24 protein-coding genes are annotated in these 22,590 nt (G+C 67.8%); 7 read left to right on the top strand and 17 right to left on the bottom strand.

Features of this window, described 5'->3' with window-relative positions; genetic code table 11:
* Positions 1-44: 44 nt before the first annotated feature.
* The 10 genes from ACLIJ1_RS20305 to ACLIJ1_RS20260 are packed head-to-tail and all read right to left on the bottom strand — an operon-like array spanning position 45 to position 8,763.
* Positions 45-845 (bottom strand): polysaccharide deacetylase family protein, encoded by an 801-nt coding sequence (locus ACLIJ1_RS20305; RefSeq protein ID WP_411367374.1) that lies wholly within the window; start codon positions 843-845, stop codon positions 45-47.
* The gene (locus tag ACLIJ1_RS20300; protein WP_411367373.1) at positions 842-1,483 is read right to left on the bottom strand and encodes a hypothetical protein; all 642 of its coding nucleotides are present in this window, start codon (positions 1,481-1,483) and stop codon (positions 842-844) included. Before ACLIJ1_RS20300 ends, ACLIJ1_RS20305 begins: the two co-directional genes overlap by 4 nt.
* The gene (locus ACLIJ1_RS20295) at positions 1,480-3,843 is read right to left on the bottom strand and encodes an MMPL family transporter (protein WP_411367372.1); all 2,364 of its coding nucleotides are present in this window, start codon (positions 3,841-3,843) and stop codon (positions 1,480-1,482) included. Before ACLIJ1_RS20295 ends, ACLIJ1_RS20300 begins: the two co-directional genes overlap by 4 nt.
* Positions 3,840-4,406: a LolA-related protein gene (locus tag ACLIJ1_RS20290; protein ID WP_411367371.1), complete on the bottom strand. Its 567-nt coding sequence runs from the start codon at positions 4,404-4,406 to the stop codon at positions 3,840-3,842. Before ACLIJ1_RS20290 ends, ACLIJ1_RS20295 begins: the two co-directional genes overlap by 4 nt.
* Positions 4,406-5,326, bottom strand: a complete 921-nt coding sequence (locus ACLIJ1_RS20285; protein WP_411367370.1) for an acyl-CoA synthetase — start codon at positions 5,324-5,326, stop codon at positions 4,406-4,408. Before ACLIJ1_RS20285 ends, ACLIJ1_RS20290 begins: the two co-directional genes overlap by 1 nt.
* On the bottom strand, positions 5,323-5,628 hold the full coding sequence (locus ACLIJ1_RS20280) for a 3-hydroxyacyl-ACP dehydratase FabZ family protein (protein ID WP_411367369.1): 306 nt from the start codon (positions 5,626-5,628) through the stop codon (positions 5,323-5,325). The genes ACLIJ1_RS20285 and ACLIJ1_RS20280 overlap by 4 nt, the downstream gene beginning before the upstream one ends.
* A complete protein-coding gene (locus tag ACLIJ1_RS20275; protein ID WP_411367368.1) occupies positions 5,615-6,967 on the bottom strand; it encodes an AMP-binding protein in 1,353 nt (450 codons plus the stop codon). Before ACLIJ1_RS20275 ends, ACLIJ1_RS20280 begins: the two co-directional genes overlap by 14 nt.
* Complete coding sequence (locus tag ACLIJ1_RS20270) at positions 6,964-7,245, bottom strand: phosphopantetheine-binding protein (RefSeq protein ID WP_411367367.1); 282 nt, start codon at positions 7,243-7,245, stop codon at positions 6,964-6,966. Before ACLIJ1_RS20270 ends, ACLIJ1_RS20275 begins: the two co-directional genes overlap by 4 nt.
* 16 nt (positions 7,246-7,261) lie before the next feature.
* Positions 7,262-8,521, bottom strand: a complete 1,260-nt coding sequence (locus ACLIJ1_RS20265; RefSeq protein ID WP_411367366.1) for a beta-ketoacyl-[acyl-carrier-protein] synthase family protein — start codon at positions 8,519-8,521, stop codon at positions 7,262-7,264.
* Positions 8,518-8,763 (bottom strand): phosphopantetheine-binding protein, encoded by a 246-nt coding sequence (locus tag ACLIJ1_RS20260; protein WP_411367365.1) that lies wholly within the window; start codon positions 8,761-8,763, stop codon positions 8,518-8,520. Before ACLIJ1_RS20260 ends, ACLIJ1_RS20265 begins: the two co-directional genes overlap by 4 nt.
* A gap of 169 nt (positions 8,764-8,932) precedes the next feature.
* Between ACLIJ1_RS20260 and ACLIJ1_RS20255 the strand changes: the two genes are divergently transcribed.
* On the top strand, positions 8,933-9,640 hold the full coding sequence (locus tag ACLIJ1_RS20255; RefSeq protein WP_411367364.1) for a phosphatase PAP2 family protein: 708 nt from the start codon (positions 8,933-8,935) through the stop codon (positions 9,638-9,640).
* Between the two features lie 55 nt (positions 9,641-9,695).
* Here ACLIJ1_RS20255 and ACLIJ1_RS20250 read toward each other — a convergent pair whose 3' ends face one another.
* Both ACLIJ1_RS20250 and ACLIJ1_RS20245 read right to left on the bottom strand, forming a co-directional pair.
* Positions 9,696-10,250, bottom strand: a complete 555-nt coding sequence (locus ACLIJ1_RS20250; protein WP_411367363.1) for a flavodoxin family protein — start codon at positions 10,248-10,250, stop codon at positions 9,696-9,698.
* Positions 10,251-10,327: 77 nt separating this feature from the next.
* Positions 10,328-11,029, bottom strand: a complete 702-nt coding sequence (locus ACLIJ1_RS20245) for a pirin family protein (protein ID WP_411367362.1) — start codon at positions 11,027-11,029, stop codon at positions 10,328-10,330.
* A gap of 150 nt (positions 11,030-11,179) precedes the next feature.
* Here ACLIJ1_RS20245 and ACLIJ1_RS20240 point away from each other — a divergent pair, with 150 nt between their 5' ends.
* From ACLIJ1_RS20240 to gluQRS, 3 genes are all read left to right on the top strand, one after another.
* Positions 11,180-12,127 carry a LysR family transcriptional regulator gene (locus ACLIJ1_RS20240; RefSeq protein WP_411367361.1) on the top strand — a complete coding sequence of 316 codons (948 nt, stop codon included), beginning with the start codon at positions 11,180-11,182 and terminating at the stop codon, positions 12,125-12,127.
* A 68-nt stretch (positions 12,128-12,195) separates the two neighbouring features.
* Positions 12,196-13,329 (top strand): NAD(P)/FAD-dependent oxidoreductase, encoded by a 1,134-nt coding sequence (locus ACLIJ1_RS20235; protein ID WP_411367360.1) that lies wholly within the window; start codon positions 12,196-12,198, stop codon positions 13,327-13,329.
* Positions 13,330-13,336: 7 nt separating this feature from the next.
* Complete coding sequence (gluQRS, locus tag ACLIJ1_RS20230) at positions 13,337-14,263, top strand: tRNA glutamyl-Q(34) synthetase GluQRS (protein ID WP_411367359.1); 927 nt, start codon at positions 13,337-13,339, stop codon at positions 14,261-14,263.
* Here gluQRS and ACLIJ1_RS20225 read toward each other — a convergent pair.
* A complete protein-coding gene (locus tag ACLIJ1_RS20225; protein ID WP_411367358.1) occupies positions 14,235-15,386 on the bottom strand; it encodes an ABC transporter substrate-binding protein in 1,152 nt (383 codons plus the stop codon). The genes gluQRS and ACLIJ1_RS20225 overlap by 29 nt on opposite strands.
* Before the next feature lie 178 nt (positions 15,387-15,564).
* Between ACLIJ1_RS20225 and trmB the strand changes: the two genes are divergently transcribed.
* Positions 15,565-16,308 carry a tRNA (guanosine(46)-N7)-methyltransferase TrmB gene (gene trmB, locus ACLIJ1_RS20220; protein ID WP_411367357.1) on the top strand — a complete coding sequence of 248 codons (744 nt, stop codon included), beginning with the start codon at positions 15,565-15,567 and terminating at the stop codon, positions 16,306-16,308.
* A gap of 16 nt (positions 16,309-16,324) precedes the next feature.
* On the top strand, positions 16,325-16,807 hold the full coding sequence (locus ACLIJ1_RS20215; RefSeq protein WP_411367356.1) for a hypothetical protein: 483 nt from the start codon (positions 16,325-16,327) through the stop codon (positions 16,805-16,807).
* A gap of 23 nt (positions 16,808-16,830) precedes the next feature.
* Here the strand turns inward: ACLIJ1_RS20215 and ACLIJ1_RS20210 are convergent, their stop codons facing one another.
* Positions 16,831-17,085 carry a hypothetical protein gene (locus ACLIJ1_RS20210; RefSeq protein ID WP_411367355.1) on the bottom strand — a complete coding sequence of 85 codons (255 nt, stop codon included), beginning with the start codon at positions 17,083-17,085 and terminating at the stop codon, positions 16,831-16,833.
* A gap of 81 nt (positions 17,086-17,166) precedes the next feature.
* Between ACLIJ1_RS20210 and ACLIJ1_RS20205 the strand changes: the two genes are divergently transcribed.
* Positions 17,167-18,099: a pseudouridine synthase gene (locus tag ACLIJ1_RS20205; protein ID WP_411367354.1), complete on the top strand. Its 933-nt coding sequence runs from the start codon at positions 17,167-17,169 to the stop codon at positions 18,097-18,099.
* Here the strand turns inward: ACLIJ1_RS20205 and ACLIJ1_RS20200 are convergent, their stop codons facing one another.
* The 3 genes from ACLIJ1_RS20200 to alaS all read right to left on the bottom strand — a co-directional run bounded on the left by ACLIJ1_RS20200 (position 18,100) and on the right by alaS (position 22,524).
* Positions 18,100-19,248, bottom strand: coding sequence for a transglutaminase-like domain-containing protein (locus tag ACLIJ1_RS20200; RefSeq protein WP_411367353.1), 1,149 nt, complete (start codon positions 19,246-19,248; stop codon positions 18,100-18,102).
* 94 nt (positions 19,249-19,342) lie between these two features.
* A complete protein-coding gene (locus tag ACLIJ1_RS20195) occupies positions 19,343-19,864 on the bottom strand; it encodes a TlpA family protein disulfide reductase (RefSeq protein WP_411367352.1) in 522 nt (173 codons plus the stop codon).
* 38 nt (positions 19,865-19,902) lie between these two features.
* Positions 19,903-22,524, bottom strand: coding sequence for an alanine--tRNA ligase (alaS, locus tag ACLIJ1_RS20190; RefSeq protein ID WP_411367351.1), 2,622 nt, complete (start codon positions 22,522-22,524; stop codon positions 19,903-19,905).
* Between the last annotated feature and the right edge of the window lie 66 nt (positions 22,525-22,590).

Here is a 22,590-nt window from a genome sequence, read left to right as displayed (position 1 = left end):
GAATGGATCAGTGTAGGGGATCGGTCTGGCGCCGCACACCCCAGTCAGGTCAGGGACTGCTGCAAGGTGACCGGCCGCAAACCCTGCGCGCGCAAGGTCTCCAGCAACACCGGCAAAGTACTCAGCAACACCGGCCGGCCATCGGGTGCGAGTGCCGCATGGCCGTCGTGCATCAGCAGGATGTCACCGGGGCCGAGACCGCGCGTGAGGCGCTGCAGCACCTGCTCAGGTCGGCCGTCGCGCGTGTCGTAGGGGCGGCGGGTCCAGGCGGCGAGCTGCAGGTCCAGGCTGGCCAGCACCGGATCCAGAAAGGGGTTGCGCAGGCCGGCGGTCGGCCGGAAGAACAGCGGCGCCTGTCCGGTGATGTCCGACAGCGTGGCCTGGGCCGCGGCGATGTCGGCCCGCATGCGGCCCGGGCCGAACAGAGAAAACAGGTTGGAATGCGCGTCGCCGTGGTTCTCGACGCGGTGGCCACGCGCCACGATCTCGCGGCACAGCTCGGGGTGTTCTCGGGCGCGCCAGCCGATGCAGAAGAAGGTCGCCTTCGCCTGCGCGGCATCCAGCAGATCAAGCACGCGCGGCGTGACGTCCGGGTCCGGCCCGTCGTCAATCGTCAGCGCCACTTCGCGACGGGCCTTCGCGGCGGTCGGCAGACGCGTCATGTTGGCGCCGAGCAGGGTCGTCCGTGGCAACAGGCCGGCGACGGTGATCACTGCGTGATTGGCCACCAGTGCGCCGACGGCCCATGGCCAGAGCGAGGGTGCCGCAACCGTGCCGATCGCGGCACCCGCGTGCAGCGCGGCCGAGGCCTTGAGGGCCGGAGACGGTGACCAGGGGCGGCTCATGCGCGGACGGAAAAGTGACCCTGATCGAGGAACTGCCGCCACAGCGGCAACCACGCCGACCAGTCGTGGTCGCCCGGCACCACCTCGCAACGCGGCTGCGGAAGGTGTTGCGCAAGCAAGCCCATGCCATCGGCAAACCGGTCGCGATCGCCATAGCCCATGAACATCGGCACGGCCTTCGGCGGCGACTGCAGCCAGTGCCACAGGCGCACGTCGGGGTCGGTCTTCAGGTCTTCGCCTGGCGTCCACTGGTTCAAACCACCGGCCCGAACGATGGCGTTGGTGGTCAGGCGGCCGCCCGCATAGGGTGCCAGCAGGCACAGGCCGTCGACTGCCCCCACCTGCCCGGCCCAGCACGACAGCGCCAGCTGGCCGCCGCGCGAGATACCACCAAGCCAGACCTTCCGGTAGCGCTGGCGCGCCGGCGCCAGCCATTCGGACTCTAGGGTGCGCAGCGCGAGGCGGTTGTCGGCGCCTTCGGCGTGCAGGTCGGGCGCGACCAAATCGAGCGGGAGCTTTCGCGAAGCGAGTTCCGCGAACAGGCCCGCCTGCACCATGTGCTGCGGCGTCATCAGGGCACCAGGCAGCATCAGCAGCAGACTGTCTCCGCCCTGGATCAGCTGCTCGGTCGGATTCACGCCGTGGCCCTTGTGGAACGGTCCGGGAGCTTGGGGTGCACCAGAACCATGGACAGCAGCAGAGCCAGCAGCGCACCGGGCCCGACCGTGATGCCGACCGCCTGCAGCACCGGCACGCTGGAGCTGGCCAGGGTACCGAAACCGATCACCGTGGTCAGGGTCGCCACGGCCATCGACAACAGCGTGCCCGCGTCGAGCGGTTCGCCGCCTTCCGGACGGTCCAGGAACAGTGCGTAGTTGGAGCCGACGGCCACGATCAGCAGCAGGCCCACCAGGTGCAGCAGGTGCAGCTTGACCCCCGCGAGGTGCAGGCCAGACATGACGATGCCCACCGCCAGGGCCAGCGTGAACAACACGCGGGCCAGGCGCTTGACCGAGCGCAGCGACACCGCCAGCAGAACAGCGATCGCCAGCACGCCCATCAGCGAGAGCTTGGCCGCTTCGCTCACGTAGGTACCGTACAGCGATTCGAACTCGGTCTTCAGATCGACGAACAGCGCTCCACTACCCGCCAGCGCCTGTTCGAGCTTCTGTGCAGGAATCGACGCGTCGTTCGCGTCGGCCGCCGGGCGCAGCGGCAGCATGACCGTCCAGCCGCCGTCTTTGCTGTGCAGCAGCATCGAGTCCACCGCCAGCGCCAGTGCGCTGCCCTCCAGGTCGCTGCGGCGCATCACGCCAGCACTGCGCGCGGCCTGCACATCCGCAATGAACGGTTCGAGTTTGGAGGCCGACAGCGGCGCGTCAACCAGTGCCTTCTGCAGCCGGGCACGCAACTCGTCGGCGGCGGGCAGGCTATCCAGGCGCTGCTGCTGCTGTTTCGCACTCGGCAGGAAGCGCGCTGGCGAGTCGTAGCCGCCGATCACGCCCTGTTCCACCAGCGCGTCCAGGCGTTCGCCGGCGCGTTCGGCCGCCTGCAGCGCGCCTTCGGCATCGGGCGCAGCCACCGTGACCAGATAGCGGGCATCGGGCGCGGCCAGGTCCGAGCGCATGCGCATGTCGGCCGCCGCCTCCGCGGGCGTGACCGACGACAGCGCGGACAGGTTGGAATCCCACAGGCTCGCGCGCGCGCTCCACAGGTAGGCCGTCACCGCCACCGCCAGCGCCACCGCGGGCCAGCGCAGGCGGTGCGCCTGCCCCAGCACCGCCATGAATCCGTGCACCCAGCGCCCATGTTCCGGCACCTTCAGGCCCGGCCCGGTCAGCGACGGCAGCACAAAGCGCGTGACCAGGGCTGCGGTCAACACCCCCGTGAGTGCGTACAGGCCCAGCTGGGCGAGGCCGGGAAAGCCGGAGAACAGCAGCGCACCAAAACCGATGACGGTGGTCATCACGCCCAGGCGGATCGTGGGCCAGAACACCCGGCGCCAGCGGTCCACGCCCTGGTGACCCGCCTGCACAAAATAGTAGATTGCGTAGTCGACCGCTTCGCCGATCAGCGCGGAGCCGAAACCGACGGTGACACCAAACACATTGCCGTGCACCAGGCTGACCATCACGATGCCGGCCAGCGTGCCGCTGAGCACCGGAATCAGGCCCAGCGCCAGCAACTTGAACGAGCGGTAGATCCAGAACAGCACCAGCCAGATCAAGATCGAACTGATCATCGACAGGCGCTTGGCTTCGCTCGCGATCGTCTCGCGCGACTGCACCGCGAACTGGCCGGGGCCGGAGAGCTCCATGGTCAAGGCGGTGTGGCCGGTGGCTGTCCGGGCCTGTTCGAACGCGGCATGCACCTTGTCGATCGCGATGGCCTGACCATCGGTGTCGGAACCCAGCACCCGCGTCTGCAGCAGCAGCATGGCGCGCTCGCCATCGCGCGAGGCCCAGACACCGCCGCGCACCTGCGGCTGCACGCCGGGGTTGAGCTGACCAATGATGGCCATCACCTCGCCAGTCGGGTCGCGCGCCAGAAACGGCTTGAGCAGCATGCCGGCCGGCGACGACAGCAGATCGATGGTGTCGGTCACGGCCGAGCGCAACCCGTCCTCGGTGAACCGTTCTGCGTTCACCGCAGGACTCAGCGCATAGCGGTGCGCCAGCAGACGGTCGCGCTCGCCTTCCAGGCCACCCGCCTCTCCGTTCTGCACCGACAGGAAATCGTTCTGTGCCGCCAAGAGCTTGCGCAGTTCGCGCGACAACGCAGCGCGCTGCGCCACATCGCCACCGCCCACCGACACCATCAGCAGGCGCGAGACGGTGCCGTCCTGCAGCTGCCCCACCAGCGCACGCTGTTCGGCACTCGGGTTCGTCGGCAGGAAGAACGACATGTCGGCGGTGAACCGGCTGTTGCGGACCACCGCCAGGCCGGCCAGCATCAGCGCCAGCCAGATCAGGAAGACACGGATCGCCGACGATTTCATTGAGTCTCGATCGGCTCGATGGTGATTTCCGAGCGGTCGCCATCGACCTGCAGGTACTCGATGCGCCGCACCTGGCTCTTGCTCCCGCTGACGGTGATGCGTTTGAGCAGGCCGGAAATGGTCGGATCGCTGGGCACCAGGGTCAGCACCCAGCGCGCAGCCTCACCTTCGAGCTTGAGCGAATAGTCCTGCTCCAGCACCTTGCGGTTGCCCGCCAGCGTGCTGCGGATGCTCTCGACGAACGCCTGCGCCTCGGGGCGGTTGGCCAGGTTGATGGTGAACTTGCGCTTGTCGCGCTCCAGGCTGAGCATGTCCTTGTCCAGCACCATGGTCTCGGGCTTGGGCAGCAGGGTGCGTTTCTCCAGCCGGTCGGGCGGGCTGTAGATCATCTCGCCACTGGCCTGCAGCGGCTTGTCCAGCAGCGCCACATGGCGCGTCTCGACGAACTTCGCGCGGCCGCCCTTCTGCGCCGCCAGGTCGGTCATCAACTGATCGATGTCGTAGGCGGCCAGCGCACCGGTCACCCATCCCAGACCCAGCAGGGCCAGCACAAAGCGTCGCATCATTTTTTCTGCCAGAAGTCGAAGAAGTTGAACCAGTTGTACGGAGCCTGATGGCACAGCGCGGCCAGGCTGTCGGCATAAGTCTGCACCGCCTGCCGGATCGCGGCGTCACGGCTACCGCGTTCGACCTGGGAAAAATCGGTCAGCGGCACGAAATGCAGTTCGTAGCGATTGCCGCCGAGATACAGCCCCGCCATCAGATAGACCGGACGCCGCAGCATCGCCGCCATGCGCCAGGGCCCCAGAGGGAAAGACGCCGGTGCACCCAGGAAGTTCACCTCGATGGTGGCGTCGTCGCTGAGCGAGCGGTCGGCCAGCATGCCCACCAGATAACCCTCGTCGAGCTTGTCGCGGGCCTCGAGCATCGACTCCATCTGACCGAGGGAAATGATATCTTGCATCGCCTTGGGGTTGATGGCCGCCAGCGTCGCGTTGAGTTTGCGCGCGTTCTGCTCGTACATCATCATCGCGACCTTGAGACCGGCCTTGCCCCGCCCCATTGCACGCAGCACCTCAAAGCTGCCCAGGTGGGCGCCCATCAGCAGCGCACCGGGTTGCGTCTTGGCCGCCTCGATCATCTGCTCGCCACCATGCACCTCGATGTCGAAAACATCGAAACGGTCGTTGAGCAGGTAGATGCGGTCGTGGATCGTGCTGGCAAAGCTCAGCACATGCTGGTAACCGTCACGCCAGCCCGCCCAGCGGCCCAGCACCCGGTGCAGATAGTCGCGGCTGGCCCGGCGCGCGGCCGGCGCGAACAGCACGAAATAGGCGGCAATGCCATGCAGCACGATGCGCCCGACCTGGCGTCCGAAGGACAGCGAGATCCAGACCATGAGGCGCAGGATGGCGAGGTTGCTGCGTTCCTGACGCCGCATCCACTCGGGCTGGGCATCGGGCGGCCGACGTTCGGGGCTCATGCGGACGGTGGCAGCAGACTGCCGGTGGCGACTTCGCGGTCGCCGCAGTGCACAGAAAAGGCCAGGCCACCGCGCGCGCCGTCGCGCAACGAGAACCGCAGTTCATCGTCAGGGCCGCATGGGCTGAGGAACTTGGTCTGGCTCACCTGCCAGCCGTCGGCAGGCGAACCGGACAGTTCGAATGCCAGCTGCATCACCCGGTCCAGCAGCACGACGCCGGGAACAATGGGGTGTCCCGGGAAATGCCCGGCAAACGTGGGGTGATCCGCTGGCACGCGCCAGACGCGCTCAAGCGCCGCCATGTGCGCCTCCACCGGACACGTGCTGGCGGTACAAATCCTGCAGCGTCGCACGCACCAGCTTGCCGGTGCTGTTGCGCGGCAATGCATCGACGAACACCAGCGGACGCGGCATGAACACGCGGTCGATGCGCTGCCGCAGCGCCGACAGCAGCGCTTTCGAAGCGACACCGGGCGCCACCACAAAGGCCGTCAGCCGGGTGATGCCATCGCTGTCGTCGTCGGCGCCGTCGGGCAGGAAGAACGCCCCGTCGCGCACGCCGTCGATGGCGCACAGCTGGTGGTTGAGGTAGGCCAGCGAGCTGCGCTTGCCGGCGATGTTGACCAGGTCGGCATGGCGGCCGTGCAGCAGGAAGCGGCCGCCGCCCTGCAGTTCGATGATGTCCGACAGCGGCACGCGGCCTTCGACATGGCCTTTGCTGGCGTAGGTGGTGTCGTTCTCCTGGCTCAGGACCACGCCCGGCAGCACCTGCCAGGCCGGGCCGTCGGTGGTGCGGCGGCAGGCCAGCTGGCCCGATTCGGTCGAGCCATAGATCTCGTGCACCGGCGCGCCGCCGTGCTGCTCCACGCGCGCGGCCAGCTCGGCGCCCAGCGGCGCCGTCGCCGACAGGCAGATGTCCAGCGCCGGCCAGTCGAGCCCCGAGCCCAGCAGCGCCGACAGGTGGTATGGCGTGGTCACCAGCATGCGCGGGCGCGGTACCGCGGCCAGCGCATCGACCACATCCTGCGGATAGAAGGGCTTGCCGCTCCAGAAACTGCAGCCGCCGTGCAGCGCCAGCAGGAAGGTCGACTCGAAGCCGTAGCTGTGCTGCACCGGCACCGTGCCGACCAGCACATGCGGTTGCCGGTCCAGGCCCAGGCCGGCGGCCTCGGCCCGGCCGTTCTGCACCAGACGGCCCCAGGTCTTGGCCTGCGCCTGCGGCATTCCGGTCGAACCGGAGGTGAACAGGATGGCGACCACGCGTTGTTCATCGATCTCCGGCACGCCATCCACCGGAGCACGGTTCAGCGTGGACAGATCGGGAAATGTCACGCTGGGCAGGCCAGCCACGTCCAGTGTGCTGTCGATCACGGCGAAACAGCCTGGGTGGTCGACGGCCAGGCGTTGCAGCGTCTCGGCCGAGTGCGACGATGGCTGCAGGCTGACCTTGCCGGTCAGCAGGCAGGCTGCGAACAGAACAGCAAAGTGGTAACGGTCTTCGCAGAGATTGAGCACGTCTCCGCCGGCAGGCAGCGCCGTGGCCAGCGCGTGGGCATCGGCGAGGAACTCGCGCACCCGCACCGGGCCGGTGGGGCGCCAGGCCAGGACATCATCGAGTCCGTGGCCGCTGATCAGCTTCATTTGGTGCGCTGGCTGGCGATGTGTTCCGACAGCGAACGCAAGGAGGCGAAGATCTTGACGTTGTTCTCGTTGTCCGACTTCAGCTGGAAGCCGTACTGCTTGGAAATCACGAGTGAGATCTCCAGCATGTCGATCGAATCCAGCCCCAGGCCTTCGCCATACAGCGGGTCGTCGGCCTGGATCTCTTCGGGTTTGACGTCGAGGTTGAGCGCCTCGACGATCACTGCGGCGACCTCGGCCATGAGGGCGTCCAGGGAGATTTGCGGTACTTGGGACATGGTCGGTCTCTCGGAATCAGTGGGTGGGTACAGCACGGAACGCCAGCACGGCGTTGCTGCCCCCGAAGGCGAACGAATTGGACACGGCGGCCTTGAGCGGCATGCCGTCACGGCCTTCGAACACGTGGTCAACACCCTCGCAGGCTGGGTCGAGCCGGCCCTGCAGGTGAGCGGTCGGCGGAATCGCCTGTTCGCGCAGCGCCAGCACGGTCGCCAGCGCCTCGATCGCGCCGGCAGCACCCAGCAGGTGGCCGTGCATGGATTTGGTCGCGCTGACTGCCAGTGCGGCGGCACGGTCGCCAAACACCTGGCGCAGGGCCGACACCTCCACCGGATCGCCCTCGACGGTCGCCGTGCCGTGGGCATTCACATAGCCGACTTCGGCAATGTCCATGCGGGCATCGGCCAGCGCTGCGCGCAGCGCGCGGGCCTGGCCGTCGGCCTCGGGCCGCACCAGATGGCTGCGGTCGCAACTGGCGCCGTAACCGACGATTTCGGCGTGGATGCGGGCGCCACGCGAAACTGCGTGGTCCCAGTCTTCCAGCACCATGGCCGCCCCGCCCTCGCCCAGCACCAGGCCGGCCCGGTCGGCGGAAAACGGCCGGCAGGCCATGTAGGCGGTCTCGGTGTTGCCCGGGGCGACCAGCCGCATCGCTTCCCAGGCCTTGGCCACGCCGTAGGCCTGTGTGGCGTCGGAGCCACCGGTGATCGCCACCGTTGCTTCACCGTCGCGCACGCGCCGGAAGGCTTCGCCGATCGCCACCGTCGAGGAAGCGCAGGCGACCGTGTGGCTCATGCTGATGCCGCCAAGACCCAGCTGGATCGACAGGTGCGCGTTGACTGCGTTGTTCATTCCGAAGATCACCGACAGCGGCGACAGGCGTTCGCGCCCGTTTTGCCACATGTCGCGGTATCCCTTTTCGAAAGCCAGGATGCCGCCCAGGGCCGTGCCCCAGATGCAGGCCCAGTCGTTGCGCAGCGCGGGCTCTGCGGCCTGGCGCTCCAGCCCGGCGTCCTGCCAGGCATCAAAGGCGGCCGACACGCCCAGGTGGGCAAAACGTTCCATCATGCCGGCCAGGGGCTTGCCCAGGGCGACGTTGGCATCGAAGTCGTGGCAATTGACGAAGGGCATTGCCAGCGGGCGCGGCTTGTCTTCGGTCTGCAGAAAGCGCACGGCCGATCGCCCGGCCAGCAGGTGTCCGAAGAAGGCGTCGACACCGCCTCCGTACGGACTCACGATGCCCAGGCCCGTGATGGCGACCCGGCGGCTGGTCATGGGCGGGCGGCTTTGGCGGCCTGCAGCGAATCGATCAGCGTGACCATGTCGCCCACGGTCTTGGGCACAGTGACATTGGAGCCGATCGAGATGCCCAGCCGGTCTTCGGCCTCGAACATCAGTTCGGCCAGCATCAGGGAATCGACCCCCAGATCAGCAAGCACAGCGTCATTGACCACCAGGGCCGGATCGGCACCAAGGCGCTCATGGAGAAATTGGCGGATCAGTTCGGTCGATTGCATGGCATACATTTCATGGCTGGCAGGGAGTTCGGACCCTGGCACCGCCGATGGTGCCTCCCGATGGGCCTGATGCCTGCACGAAGCCCGGCGCAGACCGCCGAACGTCACTTTTTGAAAGCTTTTGATTGTACAACCCGCACCTCGGGGAACCCGGTTCCCGACCCGCACCATGAGCCCTGCGCCGAGCCATCCGTCCACCGGCCAGGAGGCCCGATCCGGTGCGGGCTCTCCGGCCATGGGCTGGCGGGGCCGGGTCTGGCAGCGGATCTGCTACCACACCCTGCTCAAGACGGTGGGCACGAGCCTGTTCATGTTCCTGTTCTTCCGGGCCTACTTCGCGCTGCTGGAAAACCCGCGCGGCACGCCGACAGTCATGCCCGAGATCTGGCTGGACCACTGGGTCGCCTTCACGCCCGCAGCCTTCCCGGTCTATCTCTCGCTCTGGGTGTATGTGTCGCTGGCGCCCGGTCTGATGGGCAACCTGCGGGCACTGATCTGGTTCGGCGTCTGGGTCGGCGCGATGTGCCTGCTCGGACTTGGCATCTTTTGGTGGTGGCCGACCCAAACACCGACCTTCGCCATCGACTGGGCACAGCACCCGGGCCTCTCGCTGATCAAGGGCGTGGATGCGGCGGGCAATGCGTGCCCCTCGCTGCATGTGGCCTCTGCAGTGTTCAGCGGCTGCTGGCTGCACCGCATCCTGCGCCAGATGCGGTCGCCACCGGTGACCTTGTGGCTGTCGGCAGCCCTGTGCGTGGGCATCGCCTGGTCGACCATGGCCACGCGCCAGCACGTGGCGCTGGACGTTCTCAGCGGGGCGGTGCTCGGTCTGGTGTTCGCCGCAGCCTCGCTCTGGCACATCCGCCGCACCGACTGAGGCCCGGTCTTTCACGGGCCGCACGTCAGCCACGCGGCCCGCAAGCTCACACCAATCAGCCCTTGAACTTCGCGGCCACGGCGGCCACGCGTTCGCCGAACTTCTGCGCCGTGTCAACGTCGCCCTGCGGGATCTTGTCGGCACCGGCGTCCGAAGGCGCCTGCACCAGCAGACCCACCGAGCCGCCGAGGTTGTTCACGTCGTTGCGGGTGGAGGCCAGCGCGTTGGCGGGCGGGAAGCCCAGGCTGATCCACAGGCCGCCATGCTGCGAAGCCAGCGTGTTCAGGTAGGCCAGGGTCTGGCCCTTGTCGCCGCTCAGGCTGGCGCTGCACGAGAAACCGGCGAAGAACTTGTCCTGCCAGGCGCGGGTGAACCAGGCCTTGGACGAAGCGTCGGCGAACTTCTTGAACTGCCAGCTCGGGCCACCCATGTAGGTCGGCGTGCCGAAGATGATCGCGTCGGCCGCGTTCAGAGCGGCCCAGTCGGCTTCCGACAGGTTGCCATCAGCATCGATGGGCAGCAGGTCAGCGCCAGCGCCTTGCGCAACCACCTGGGCGATGCGCTGGGTGTGACCGTAACCCGAGTGATAGACCACAACTACTTTTGCCATTTTTCGGACTCCTGAGTGAAAGCGCAGAACGCGCGGGGTTGTGAAGAAAAGAAGAAAGAGAGAGGAAGCCGGCGCCGTCAGGCCGCCAGATCGAACACCAGCACCTCGGCGTCCTGGCCGTGCTCCAGCGCAATGCGGCTCTCGTCGGCCAGCAGCGCGGCGTCGCCGCCATTCAGTCGCTGGCCGTTGACATCGAGCGAACCGCGGATGAGATGCACATAGGCCTTGCGGGCCGGGTCGATCGCGAGCTCGGCGCGCTGGTCGCCATCGAACAGACCCGAACGCAGCGTGGCGTCGGCGTGGATCGTGACCGAGCCCTGCGCACCGTCGGGCGAGGCGATCAGGCGCAACTGGCCCTGCTTCTCCGTGGAGTCGAAGCGCTTCTGTTCGTAGCCGGGTTCGATGCCACGCTCGGACGGCTCGATCCAGATCTGCAGGAAGTGCGTGACGCACTGGGGCGCATGGTTGAACTCGCTGTGCATCACGCCGCGTCCAGCGCTCATGCGCTGCACCTCGCCCGGCGGAATGCCCTGGACATTGCCCATGCTGTCCTTGTGCGCCAGGTTGCCCTGCAGCACGTAGCTGATGATTTCCATGTCGCGGTGACCATGGGTTCCGAAGCCGGTGCCCGGGGCGATGCGGTCCTCGTTGATCACGCGCAGGTTGCCCCAGCCCATCCAGGCGGGGTCGAAATAGCCCGCGAACGAGAACGAGTGGTGGCTCTTGAGCCAGCCGTGGTCGGCATAGCCACGGTCCTGGGAACGTCGGATCTGCAGCATGGTGAGGTCTCCTGTGGTGCACCGGCTCGTGGCCGGTATGGACATCATTGTGGGCAGCCAGTCCCCGCAACGGGCCGCACCGGATTGATGGCTTCATTCAATCTGTTTGAATGAAAATACCGTCATAACCCCTTCCCACACGGTGACTCCATGGCCTCTTCCACCCCCCGCTCAGCGCTTTCCCCTGAAAACCTGGGCCTGCTGGAAGCAGTGGCTCGCCTGGGCAGCATGGCGGCCGCGGCGCGCGAGCTGGGCATGGTGCCCAGCGCCCTGACCTACCGGGTGCGCCAGATCGAGGACGCACTCGACGTGCTGCTGTTCGACCGCAGCGCGCGCCGCGCCCAGCTCACCCCGGCGGGTGCCGAGCTGCTGCGCGCCGGCCAGTACCTGCTGGACGAACTGGACGCCGTCGCGCAACGCGTCAAGCGCGTGGCCACCGGCTGGGAGCCGCAGCTGACCATCGCGACCGACGCGGTGATGGCGCGCGGCACGCTGTTCGAGCTGTGCGAGGCCTTCTACGCCACCGGCGCGCCGACCCGGCTGAAGATCCGCGCCGAAACGCTGTCGGGCACGATGGAGGCGCTGCAGGGCGGCCTGGCCGACCTGGCACTGGGCGTGTCGGCCGAGATGAGTCTTCCCGACATCCAGATCGCGCCGCTGGGTCAGTTGCGTTTCGTGTTCGCGGTGGCACCACACCACCCGCTCGCGGCGATCGAACACGGCATCAGCGACGACGAAATCCGGCCGCACCGCGCAGTGGCCGTCGCCGACAGCACGCAACGCGGCGCCGGCCAGTCGTTCAACATCCTGCCGGGGCAGGATGTGCTGACCGTGCCGACCATGCAGCACAAGCTCGAAGCCCAGCTGCGCGGCCTGGGTTGCGGTTTTCTGCCCCTGCCGCTGGCCCAGCCCTACATTTCCGCCGGCCATCTGGTGGTCAAGACGGTGCAGCGGCCCAACCACGTGTTCCGCGTCGGCTATGCCTGGCGGCGCACCCGCAGCGGTGGCGACACCGGGCAGGCCATGCGCTGGTGGCTCGACCAGTTGCAGCACCAGACGACCCGCGACGCACTGCTGGAAAACCATCACGTGGGTTGAGCCGGCGCAAGCCGGAAATCGCATCCCGACTGCTACAGTGCAGACATCCCAACCCAACGCGCCACACCATGAACAACAAGAAGGCTCCCCGCAAACGAACGACCACCGCCGCGCCTGCGCCCGCAGCCAGCACGGCACCCGCCGTGCCCCTGCACTTTGCGGTGGTGGGCGCGGGTCTGGCGGGCGTGGCCTGCGCACGCACGCTGCTGCAGGCCGGGCACCGCGTCACGGTGTTCGAGAAGAGCCGCGGTTTTGGCGGTCGCATGTCGACCCGGCGCACGGAGTTCGGCGGCTTCGACCATGGCGCGCAGTACTTCACCGTGCGCGACAGCCGCTTCGCACGGGCCTTGCTGACTGCGCAGGCGGTGGTGCGCCCCTGGAGCGTGAGCACGGTGCGTGTGCTCGACGAATTCGGCCATGTGCTGGCCAGCGCACCTCCCCCGACCGAGCCACACTTTGTCGCAGTGCCGGGCATGAGCGGCCTGGTGCACCACTGGGCGCAGCCGCTGGCCCATCCCGAGCAGCACGGCAACCTGCCGGCGCGAACCCTCACCGAAACCCGTGTGCACCACATCGAACGCGATGCGCTGCATCCCGAACAGTGGCAGTTGCGCGTCGAGGACGCCAGCGGCGGCCAGCAAGTGCTGGGCGGCTTCGACCGTGTGCTGCTGGCGATTCCACACCTGCAGGCGCACGACCTGCTGCTGGCCTCGGGCCTGGCGCCGCAGATGCGCAAGGCGCTGACCGCGGTACAGGTGGCGCCCTGCTGGACTCTGATGGTGGCCTACCCCAATGCGATGCAGCCGGGGATGTCGACCCTGGGCCCGCAGTGGAACGCCGCGCGCAGCACCCACCACCGCATCAGCTGGCTGGCGCGCGAGAACAGCAAGCCCGGGCGCGAACGCATCGAGCGCTGGACCGTGCAGGCCAGCCCGGCCTGGTCGTACAAGCATCTGGAAGACGACGCCGAGCGGGTCAAGGCCAAGCTCCTCAAGGGTTTCGCCGAGATCACCGGCATCCGCGTCACGGCGCCCCACGCCGTGGTGCACCGCTGGCGCTTCGCGCAGACCCAGGTGCCACTGGGTCAATCCCACCTGTTCGATCCGGCGCTGGGCATCGGTCTCTGCGGCGACTGGTGCCTGGGCCACCGGGTCGAGGACGCCTTCGTGTCGGGTCTGGATCTGGCACTGGCCGTGATCTGACGTTTTCGTGGTGTCCGGCTACCGCGGCCGCTTTGCGCCCTCGCCCACCGGCCCGCTACATGCGGGTTCACTGGTCGCCGCGCTGGCCAGCTGGCTGGATGCCCGCGCAAACGACGGTCGCTGGCTGGTGCGCATCGAAGACGTGGACTCGCCGCGTTGCGTACCCGGCGCCGACCGTTCCATCCTGCAGCAACTGACCGCCTGTGGTCTGGTGTCCGACGAAATCGTGGTGTGGCAAGCGGCGCGCGGCGACATCTATCAGGCCGCGATGGATCGCCTGATTGCAACGGGCACGGCTTACCCCTGCGCCTGCTCCCGCAAGGATATTGAAGCCGCCCTGCACGCCTCGGGCCTCGCCCGGGAGCGCCACCACGCCGCGGTCTACCCCGGCACCTGCCGCCCTGAGCGCGGCGGCCTGGCCGGGCGTGCGCCGCGTGCGTGGCGCCTGCGTGTGGAACCCGGCATTCAACAGTGGGTCGACCGGCGGCTCGGGCCGCAGCGACAGGACGTGGAAGCCGAGGTCGGCGATTTCGTGCTGCGCCGGGCCGACGGACTGTGGGCCTACCAGCTGGCCGTGGTGGTGGACGACGCCGCGCAGGGCATCACCCATGTCGTGCGCGGCGAAGACCTGGCCGACAACACGCCGCGCCAGATCCACCTGCAGAAGGCCCTCGGCCTGCCGACACCGACCTACCTGCACACCCCCCTGGTACTGGGCGACAACGGCGAAAAGCTGAGCAAGCAGAACGGCGCACAGGCGCTGGATCTCTCCGATCCGCTGACGGCGCTGCAGGACGCGGCGGCCGCGCTGGGCTTGCCGAATGCCAATGGCACGATCCCGCAAGCACTGGCGACGTGGACCACAGCCTGGCCCTGGCGCGCGACGGCGAGCCACTGCGGAGCGATCAGGTCCGGACCTTGCCGTCTCCGCTGAGCATCGACAACTCGACAAAGTGCGAGGCCACATGGTCCTTCGCGCTGAGGGTGACCGAGAAGCCGCCCATCGACATCTCCCCGATCGACTCCAGCCCGGCGATCAACCCGTCGCGACCGGCGCGGCTGCCGGAACGCTTCAGACCTTCGGCCAGCAGCCGGGCGGCCAGGAAGCCCTCCATGCTGGAGAAGTTGGCCTGCACCTTGTTGCCACCCTGCGTGATGGCGTCCCTGAACTCCCGGGTCAAGGCCCTGGCCGAGTTGTAAGGGCTGGGAACCACCTGCGACACCACGACGCCAGCACCGTCCTTGCCCAGTTCGTCGGCCAGCGCCTGGGTGCCGACGAACGACACGTTGTAGAAGCTGCCCCCAAAGCCCGCTTTGCGCGCAGCGCGGATGTAGGCGGCACACGACTTGTAGGCACTGATCTGCACCACCGCCTGCGGACTTGCGGCGCCAATGGTGGCGACCGCTGCGGCCACGTCGACCGAGTTGCGCTCGACCGTGGCCAGGGCCACCGGCTTGAGACCACGGGTGGCCAAGGCCAGCAGGGTGCCGTCCAGCCCGGCCTTGCCATAGGCGTCGTTCTGGTAGAACACCGCGACCCGCGTGAGACCCAGGTTGTGCAGGTTCTTGACGATCAGCTCGGTCTCGTCGTTGTACGAGGCCCGCAGGTGAAAGGCCATGCGGTTGAACGGCTGCCGCAACGACATCGCGCCGGTGAACGGGGCGATGAAGGGCACCTCCGCCTTGGTCGCCAGCGGCAGGGCCGCCAGACTGGTGGGGGTGCCGATGTAGCCGAACAGCGCGAACACCTCGCGGTCCAGCAGCTTCTGGGTATTCTCGGCGCAGCGATCGGGTTCGTAACCGTCGTCCAGCGTCTCGATCTCGATGCGTTTCCCTGCGCCCTGGGCGTTGTACTGGTCAAAAAACAGCTTGGCCCCCGCGTTGAACTGGATGCCCAGCTGGGCGGCCGCCCCGGTGAAGGCGGCCGACTGGCCCAGCACGATGCGGCTGGACGACTGTGCCCGAAGCGAAGGCACGGCAAGCACCGCGGCACCGGACAGGCCGCAGGCAAACGCGCGGCGGCTCAGTCCGCCAGCGGAGACTTTTTGGTTTGTCATGGAACCCCAACGAAACTGCAAGGCATCCTACCCACGGCGGTGCCGTTTGCAACCATCGTTCGACCGGTCCGCGCGGCCGTCCATCGCATGATCGCGGGCGAAGCGGTCTTTTTCAGTACCCCCTCCCTCCTACAATCACGGGCCTCAGGCGCTCCCGGTCCTGAGCCACGCTTTCGCCATGTCCGACGCCACTTCCCCCGCCCCCCATTCCGACCCCACGCAAGACGAAGCGCCCAAGCCCTTCATGCGGGTGGTCAAGAGCTACGTGCTGCGCGCCGGTCGCACCGGCCCCGGCCAGCAACGCGCCTACGAGCAGTTCGGACCCCGCTTCCTGCTGAACTATGACGCCGGCCAGACGCTGGACACCACCGCCGTGTTCGGGCGCAGCGCGCCGCTCATCATGGAAATCGGTTTCGGCATGGGTGGCGCCACGGCCCACATCGCGCAGGTCCGCCCGGGTGACAACTTCCTGTGTTGCGAGGTGCATGAACCGGGCGTCGGTGCCCTGCTCAAACTCTGCGGCGAACAAGGGATCGAGAACATCCGCATCTTCCGCCACGACGCGGTCGAGGTGCTGGACCACATGCTGCCCGAGCAGAGCCTGGACGGTGTGCACATCTTCTTCCCCGATCCCTGGCACAAGAGCCGCCACCACAAGCGCCGGCTGATCCAGGCGCCGTTCGTGAACCGGCTGGTGCGCCACCTCAAGCCGGGCGGCTACCTGCACCTGGCGACCGACTGGCAGCCCTATGCCGAACAGATGCTGACCGTGCTGTCGGCCGAGCCCATGCTGGCCAACACGGCGCCGGCCGGTGGCGACGGCTATGTGCCCCAACCCGACTACCGGCCGCTCACCAAATTCGAGAACCGCGGCCTCAAGCTGGGCCACGGGGTCTGGGACCTGGTCTTCCGCCGCGTCTGAACCCCTCACTCCCTCCATGAGCTCACACGCCGACCCCATCTCTCTGCGCTACGTGCTGGTGCCGGACCGGCCGTTGCGCTTCCTGGCGGACGACGAGGCCGGTGCCAGCGAATGGCACGGTCTGGAAATCCACAGCGACGGTTGCCATTTCCGCTGGATGGGCCTGTCCACACGTGCCTCCCGCGTCCTGCCCATCCATCTGGACCGCCGTGTGCATCTGCGGATCAAGGTGCTGTACGAGGTCCAGCCCAACCTGTTGCTCGGCAGCACGCTCTCTGTCAATGGGCACCGCATCGACCCCACGCAGGTGGTGACCTGTCCGGGTGGTCTCGAGTGGCAGTGCCACGTCGACCCGGAAGATTGGCCGGATGGCGACACCGACGGCATGACAGTCACCATTGAAGTGCCGCAGACCTACTGCCCCAAGGAACTCGGCATGAGTGCCGATCCGCGGCACCTGGCCCTGGGCATCGGCTGGATGCAGGTCGATCCCGCCTGAGCTGAATCGCCCCGCCGAACGGGTTACTCGTCCTTTTTCTTCTCGTCGCTGCCGAGCACCGCATTGGCGCCGGCGCCGACGATCTTGCCGCCGATGCGCACCGTGCCCACAGCCGCATCGACCGCCAGCCCGGCCACGCCGACCACGGCCGAGGCTGCGACATCGGCCACCGCCACCACCGCACACCCTCCCAGCAGCGGCACGCACAGCAAGGCAGCGAAACACAGGCGCCAGCGGCGCGTGGACTTCGGGGTGGCAAGAGCGGCAAATCGGTGCATGGCGACAGTGTGCAGGGCGGAGGCGCCGAGAATACCCCCATTTTCCGACACACCGACCACGCCCCGACCCGCGCCCGCACCATGGCACGCCCGCCGAAGAACCCCCTGATCCCCGCCCGCAACGGCGTGTCGCCCAGCTGCGTGGCGCTGCCGCTGCTGCCCGCCGGCGACCGGCGCTGGCCAACGGTGCTCGACTTTCTGGACGAGCGCCTGCCCGCGGTCGGGCGCGAGGGATGGGCGCTGCGCCTGGCGGCGGGTGATGTGCTCGACGAAAGCGCTCAACCGGTGAATGGCAACGACCTGTATCGGGGCGGCGCTCGGCTGTACTACTGGCGCGCGCTGGACGCCGAGCCGGTGATCCCGTTCGAGGCCACGGTGCTGCACCAGGACACGCACCTGCTGGTGGCCGACAAGCCGCACTTCCTGCCGGTGACGCCAACCGGGCGTTTTGTGCAGCAAACCCTGCTGGTGCGCCTCAAACAGGCCACCGGCATCGACACGCTCAGCCCGATCCACCGCATCGACCGCGAGACGGCGGGGCTGGTCGTGTTCAGCCTGCGGCCACAGGACCGCGGCGCCTACCAGGCGCTGTTCCGCGAACGCGCGGTGGACAAGGTCTACGAAGCGATCGCGCCGGCCAGCGACACCCTGCCCTGGCCACAACGGCGCTGCAGCCGCATTGAGGAAGACCCGGCAGCGTTCTACCGCATGGTCGAGGCCGACGGCGAACCGAACAGCGAAACCGGCATCGAACCGGTCGAACGGCGTCGCGACTGGGCACGCTACCGGCTGACGCCAGTGACCGGCAAGCGGCACCAGCTGCGGGTGCACCTGAACGGGCTTGGCCTGCCCATCGCTGGCGACCAGTTCTATCCGGTGGTGCGCCACGGGCCGGGCGAAGCCGAAGACTTCGCCGACCCGCTGCGCCTGCTGGCGCGGTCGATCGCCTTCACCGACCCGGTGACCGGCGAAGCCCGCCGGTTCGACAGCCGGCTGGAGCTCGCCTGGCCCTGATCAGGCCTTGATCTCGCGGGCGGAGATCTGGTACTTGAAGGCGTCGGGCTCGTAGGAGTCCAGGCGCTCGCCTCCGGTCTCGGCGGCGGGGTACATGAAGAAACCCAGCTCAGGCCCCTTGGCGCCGGGCAGCTTGAGGTCGTGTGCCATGTTCCAGGCCATCCAGTTGCCTTCCCAGCTGCCGAACAGCGCCTGGTTGACCGGCGCCACCAGCGGATGCTGGGCGCTCTTGATCCACTCGGGGGCCTCGTGTCGCATCACCTTGGTCACGTCGGCCGGGTCCATCGCGACCCAGCCCAGCCCCGCCAGATGCACTTCCGCACGGCAGTGCTGCGCGCCCTTGAGGCTGGCCGAGCCGGCGCCCAACTGCTTGTAGCCGAAGGCCGACGGTGCCAGACGCACGCCGTACACATCGCGCGCCGGCAGGCCGACCGAGCGGCACAGGCCGACGAACAGCGCATTCAGGTCGGCGCACTTGCCGCCCAGGTTGCCGGTTTCCAGCATGGCCTTGATGTCACCGGGGCCGCAGCCGCGCGTCTTCGGCTCGCGGTAGGTATTGGTCACGACCCAGTCGTAGATGGCCTGGGCCTTTTCGCGGTCGCTGCGCGCACCCTTGACTGCCTTCTGCGCGGTCTCGCGCACGATGCCGTCGGTCGGCAGCAGCTTGGTCGGCTCGGTCCAGAACTTCAGCGTGGCAGCGTCCTCAGCGGCTCCCTTGGCGGCCCAGTCGACCGCGCGGCTTCGGGTCTGCACGCGGCTGGTCAATTCGACGAACGGCGCCTTTTCGCCCTCGTTGAACACCACGTGCAGCATGCGCGCGCCGTAGCGGCCATCTTCGACAAAGCTGCCCTTGCCATTGCTGGTGAAGTCGTGCGTCAGCGAGCGCTGCCAGCCGCTGTCGACCGACGGCACTGGCAGCCAGGCCTGGCTCAAGCCCTTGGCATCGGCGATGTCGACGCGGGTCGTGACATCGAACTGGCGCCATTCGCCGGGTTGCGGGTTGAACACCGTGGGTGCCGCCGCTGGGGCTGCCGCAGGCGCTGCCTGGGCAAACGCGCGGGTCGAATGAAACAGGGGGGAAGAAACGGCGCCAGCGGCGGCCACGGACGTGGCGGCGCGGCGCAGGAAGCTGCGGCGATCGGTGGTCATTCAGAGAACTCCGGAATGGGAAGAAAGGCCGAACCGCACACACAGGGTGCAGTGCAAAGCCGGGGAAAGACGCTGGATTATCCCGCGCTGCCGCTCAGCGCACGGCGAGCAGGCGTTCGACCCAGCCCAGGGCGGTGGCGCTGGCCCAGTCGACCTCGCCCTGCACGATCTGGCGCGGCTTGCCCTGGCGGTCGATCAGCACGGTGGTCGGAAAGGCGCGGATGCCCCAGGCGCGGGTGATGTCGCCGTTCGCGTCCAGCGCCACCGGCAGCTTCAGTCCGCTCGACTCCAGAAAGCGCCGCACGGTCCGCCCGGCTTCCTGGAAGTTCAACGCCAACACCGACACCTTGTCCTCGCCGAACCATTCGGGCAGGGACTGCAATGTCGGCAATTCGGCCCGGCAAGGCGGGCACCAGGTGGCCCAGAAGTTGAGCACCAGCACCCTGCCCTGAAAATCGGACAGACGCACCGGATCGCTCTGCAGGCTCAGCGCCTCAAACGCCGGCACTGGCCGCTGGCGCGGCCAGTCGCTGATCTGGACCCCGGCGGTTTTCGGCCCTGGTGCGTCGGCCGCCCAGGCGGGCAAGGCCAGCCCGGCGACCAGCGATACTGCCATCCACTGGCGGCGCGTCAGCCGGACGGCCGGGCCGCTGGTCACAGGCGTTCGGCGACCCAGCCCTGCACCGAAGCCAGGGCCTTGGGCAGACCTGCGGCGTCGGTGCCACCGGCCATGGCCATGTCGGGCTTGCCGCCGCCCTTGCCGCCGACCTGCTGGGCGACGAAGTTCACCAGCTCGCCGGCCTTGACCTTGGCCATGCTGTCGGCCGTCACGCCCGCGGCGATCTGCACCTTGCCGCCGTCCACGGCGGCCAGCACGATGGCGGCGGTCTTGAGCTTGTCCTTGAGCTTGTCCATGGTGTCGCGCAGGGTCTTGGCGTCGGCGCCGTTGAGCACCGCGGCCAGCACCTTGATGCCCTTGATGTCCACCGCCTGCGTCATCAGTTCGTCGCCCTGGCTGGAGGCCAGCTTGCCCTTGAGGGCCGCGACTTCCTTTTCCAGCGCCTTGACCTGTTCCAGCGTCTGGCCGATGCGGGCCGTCAGCTCGGCGGTCGGGGCCTTCAGGGTGCCCGCTGCGTGGTTCACAGTGTCTTCCAGCGACTGCAGATAGGCCAGCGCGCCGGTGCCGGTCACGGCCTCAATACGGCGCACGCCCGCGGCCACACCGCCCTCGGCCACCACCTTGAACAGGCCGATGTCGCCGGTGGCCTTCACGTGTGTGCCGCCGCACAGTTCGGTGGTGCTGCCGATGCTCAGCACGCGCACGATCTCGCCGTACTTCTCGCCGAACAGCATCATCGCGCCGGTGGTCTTGGCTTCTTCGATGCCCATCAGTCGGGCCTGGGTGGCGGCGTTGGCCAGCACCTCGGCGTTGACGATGGCTTCCACCTGGCGGATCTGCGCGTCGGTCACCGGCGCGTTGTGGGTGAAGTCAAAACGGGTGCGCTCGGCGTTGACCAGCGAGCCCTTCTGCTGCACGTGCGAGCCCAGCACCTGGTGCAAGGCCTTGTGCATCAGGTGGGTGGCGCTGTGGTTGCGCACGGTGGCGGCGCGCAGCGCCAGGTTCACCGAGGCCTTGACCGTGTCGCCCACCGCCAGCGTGCCCTGCTCCACCACACCGTGGTGGCCGAACACGTCGGACTTGATCTTTTGCGTGTCGCCGACGGCGAAGGTCGCCACGCCACTGGAGATGACGCCCTCGTCACCCACCTGGCCGCCGCTCTCGGCGTAGAACGGCGTGGTGTCCAGCACCACGACGCCCTGCTGGCCGGCCTTAAGCTCGGCCACGGCCGTGCCGTCTAGGTACAGGGCCACCACCTTGGCCGAGGCTTCGAGCTGCTCGTAGCCGACGAAGGTGTTGCCGGCGCCGGTGTACTCCAGCGCCTTGTCCATCTTGAACTTGCCGGCCGCGCGGCCCTTGGCCTTCTGCGCTTCCATGGCGGCGTGGAAGCCGGCCTCGTCCACCGTCAGGCCGCGCTCGCGGCAGACATCGCCCGACAGGTCGAGCGGGAAGCCGTAGGTGTCGTGCAGCTTGAAGGCCACGTCGCCCGGCAGCACTTTCGCACCATCGGCCAGCGCAGCGTCGAGGATTTCCATGCCGTTGGCCAGGGTCTCGTAGAAGCGCTCTTCTTCGGCCTTGAGCACCTCGGTGATGCGCTGGGCCTGCGACGCCATGTTGGGATAAGCCTCGCCCATCATCTTGACCAGATCGGGCACCAGCTTGTGGAAGAACGGGGTCTTCTGGCCGAGCTTGTAGCCGTGGCGGATGGCGCGGCGGATGATGCGGCGCTGCACGTAGCCGCGACCTTCGTTGCTGGGGATCACGCCGTCGCTGATCAGGAACGAGGTGGCGCGGATGTGGTCGGCGATCACCTTGAGCGAAGGGTTTGTCAGGTCGGCGGTGCCGGTCTCGCGGCCGGCGGCCTTGATCAAGGCGTCGAAGATGTCGATTTCGTAGTTGCTGTGCACGTGCTGCAGGATCGCGGCCAGGCGCTCCAGGCCCATGCCCGTGTCCACGCAGGGGGCGGGCAGCGGCGTGACCGCGCCGGTCTCGTCCATGTTGAACTGCATGAACACGTTGTTCCAGATCTCGATGAAGCGGTCGCCGTCTTCGTCGGGGCTGCCCGGAGGGCCGCCGGCGATGTGGTCGCCGTGGTCGTAGAAGATTTCCGAGCAGGGGCCGCAAGGCCCGGTGTCGGCCATCATCCAGAAGTTGTCGCTCTTGTAGCGGCCGCCCTTGTTGTCGCCGATGCGGATCACACGCTCGGGCGGCAGGCCGATTTCCTTGGTCCAGATGTCAAAAGCCTCATCGTCTTCGGCGTACACCGTGGCCAGCAGGCGCTCGGGCGGCAGCTTGTAGACCTCGGTCAGCAGTTCCCAGGCCCACTTCAGCGATTCGCGCTTGAAGTAGTCGCCGAAGGACCAGTTGCCCAGCATCTCGAAGAAGGTGTGGTGGCGGGCGGTGTAGCCCACGTTTTCCAGGTCGTTGTGCTTGCCGCCGGCGCGCAGGCAGGCCTGCACCGAGGCCGCGCGCACATAGGGGCGCTTGTCGGTGCCCAGAAACACGTCCTTGAACTGGACCATGCCCGAGTTGGTGAACATGAGCGTGGGGTCGTTGCCCGGCACCAGCGGGCTGGACGCCACCACGGTGTGGCCCTTGGAGGCGAAGAAGTCCAGGAAGGTCTTGCGGATGTCGGCGACGGAGGCTGGGCGGGTCATGTCGTTGGCGCTTCGGGCAGGTTCAGAACAGCCTTGCATTATCGCCGCAGCCGGGTGCTGGCAGGC

It is taken from the genome of Hydrogenophaga sp. RWCD_12, from assembly GCF_046604225.1.
Lineage (GTDB): Bacteria > Pseudomonadota > Gammaproteobacteria > Burkholderiales > Burkholderiaceae_C > Hydrogenophaga.
Note: the sequence above shows the minus strand (reverse complement) of the source record. Positions and strands in the feature narration are given on the sequence as shown.

Coding starts and splice junctions, on each gene's coding strand:
- ACLIJ1_RS20200 (WP_411367353.1), bottom strand. CDS start 19,248: ATGACCACCGATCGCCGCAGCTTCCTGCGCCGCGCCGCCACGTCCGTG.
- ACLIJ1_RS20280 (WP_411367369.1), bottom strand. CDS start 5,628: ATGGCGGCGCTTGAGCGCGTCTGGCGCGTGCCAGCGGATCACCCCACG.
- ACLIJ1_RS20270 (WP_411367367.1), bottom strand. CDS start 7,245: ATGTCCCAAGTACCGCAAATCTCCCTGGACGCCCTCATGGCCGAGGTC.
- ACLIJ1_RS20290 (WP_411367371.1), bottom strand. CDS start 4,406: ATGCGACGCTTTGTGCTGGCCCTGCTGGGTCTGGGATGGGTGACCGGT.
- ACLIJ1_RS20245 (WP_411367362.1), bottom strand. CDS start 11,029: ATGCTGCAGATCCGACGTTCCCAGGACCGTGGCTATGCCGACCACGGC.
- ACLIJ1_RS20205 (WP_411367354.1), top strand. CDS start 17,167: ATGGCACGCCCGCCGAAGAACCCCCTGATCCCCGCCCGCAACGGCGTG.
- ACLIJ1_RS20195 (WP_411367352.1), bottom strand. CDS start 19,864: ATGGCAGTATCGCTGGTCGCCGGGCTGGCCTTGCCCGCCTGGGCGGCC.
- ACLIJ1_RS20260 (WP_411367365.1), bottom strand. CDS start 8,763: ATGCAATCGACCGAACTGATCCGCCAATTTCTCCATGAGCGCCTTGGT.
- ACLIJ1_RS20210 (WP_411367355.1), bottom strand. CDS start 17,085: ATGCACCGATTTGCCGCTCTTGCCACCCCGAAGTCCACGCGCCGCTGG.
- ACLIJ1_RS20240 (WP_411367361.1), top strand. CDS start 11,180: ATGGCCTCTTCCACCCCCCGCTCAGCGCTTTCCCCTGAAAACCTGGGC.
- ACLIJ1_RS20285 (WP_411367370.1), bottom strand. CDS start 5,326: ATGAGCCCCGAACGTCGGCCGCCCGATGCCCAGCCCGAGTGGATGCGG.
- trmB (WP_411367357.1), top strand. CDS start 15,565: ATGTCCGACGCCACTTCCCCCGCCCCCCATTCCGACCCCACGCAAGAC.
- ACLIJ1_RS20305 (WP_411367374.1), bottom strand. CDS start 845: ATGAGCCGCCCCTGGTCACCGTCTCCGGCCCTCAAGGCCTCGGCCGCG.
- ACLIJ1_RS20295 (WP_411367372.1), bottom strand. CDS start 3,843: ATGAAATCGTCGGCGATCCGTGTCTTCCTGATCTGGCTGGCGCTGATG.
- ACLIJ1_RS20250 (WP_411367363.1), bottom strand. CDS start 10,250: ATGGCAAAAGTAGTTGTGGTCTATCACTCGGGTTACGGTCACACCCAG.
- ACLIJ1_RS20225 (WP_411367358.1), bottom strand. CDS start 15,386: ATGACAAACCAAAAAGTCTCCGCTGGCGGACTGAGCCGCCGCGCGTTT.
- alaS (WP_411367351.1), bottom strand. CDS start 22,524: ATGACCCGCCCAGCCTCCGTCGCCGACATCCGCAAGACCTTCCTGGAC.
- ACLIJ1_RS20215 (WP_411367356.1), top strand. CDS start 16,325: ATGAGCTCACACGCCGACCCCATCTCTCTGCGCTACGTGCTGGTGCCG.
- ACLIJ1_RS20265 (WP_411367366.1), bottom strand. CDS start 8,521: ATGACCAGCCGCCGGGTCGCCATCACGGGCCTGGGCATCGTGAGTCCG.
- ACLIJ1_RS20255 (WP_411367364.1), top strand. CDS start 8,933: ATGAGCCCTGCGCCGAGCCATCCGTCCACCGGCCAGGAGGCCCGATCC.
- ACLIJ1_RS20275 (WP_411367368.1), bottom strand. CDS start 6,967: ATGAAGCTGATCAGCGGCCACGGACTCGATGATGTCCTGGCCTGGCGC.
- ACLIJ1_RS20235 (WP_411367360.1), top strand. CDS start 12,196: ATGAACAACAAGAAGGCTCCCCGCAAACGAACGACCACCGCCGCGCCT.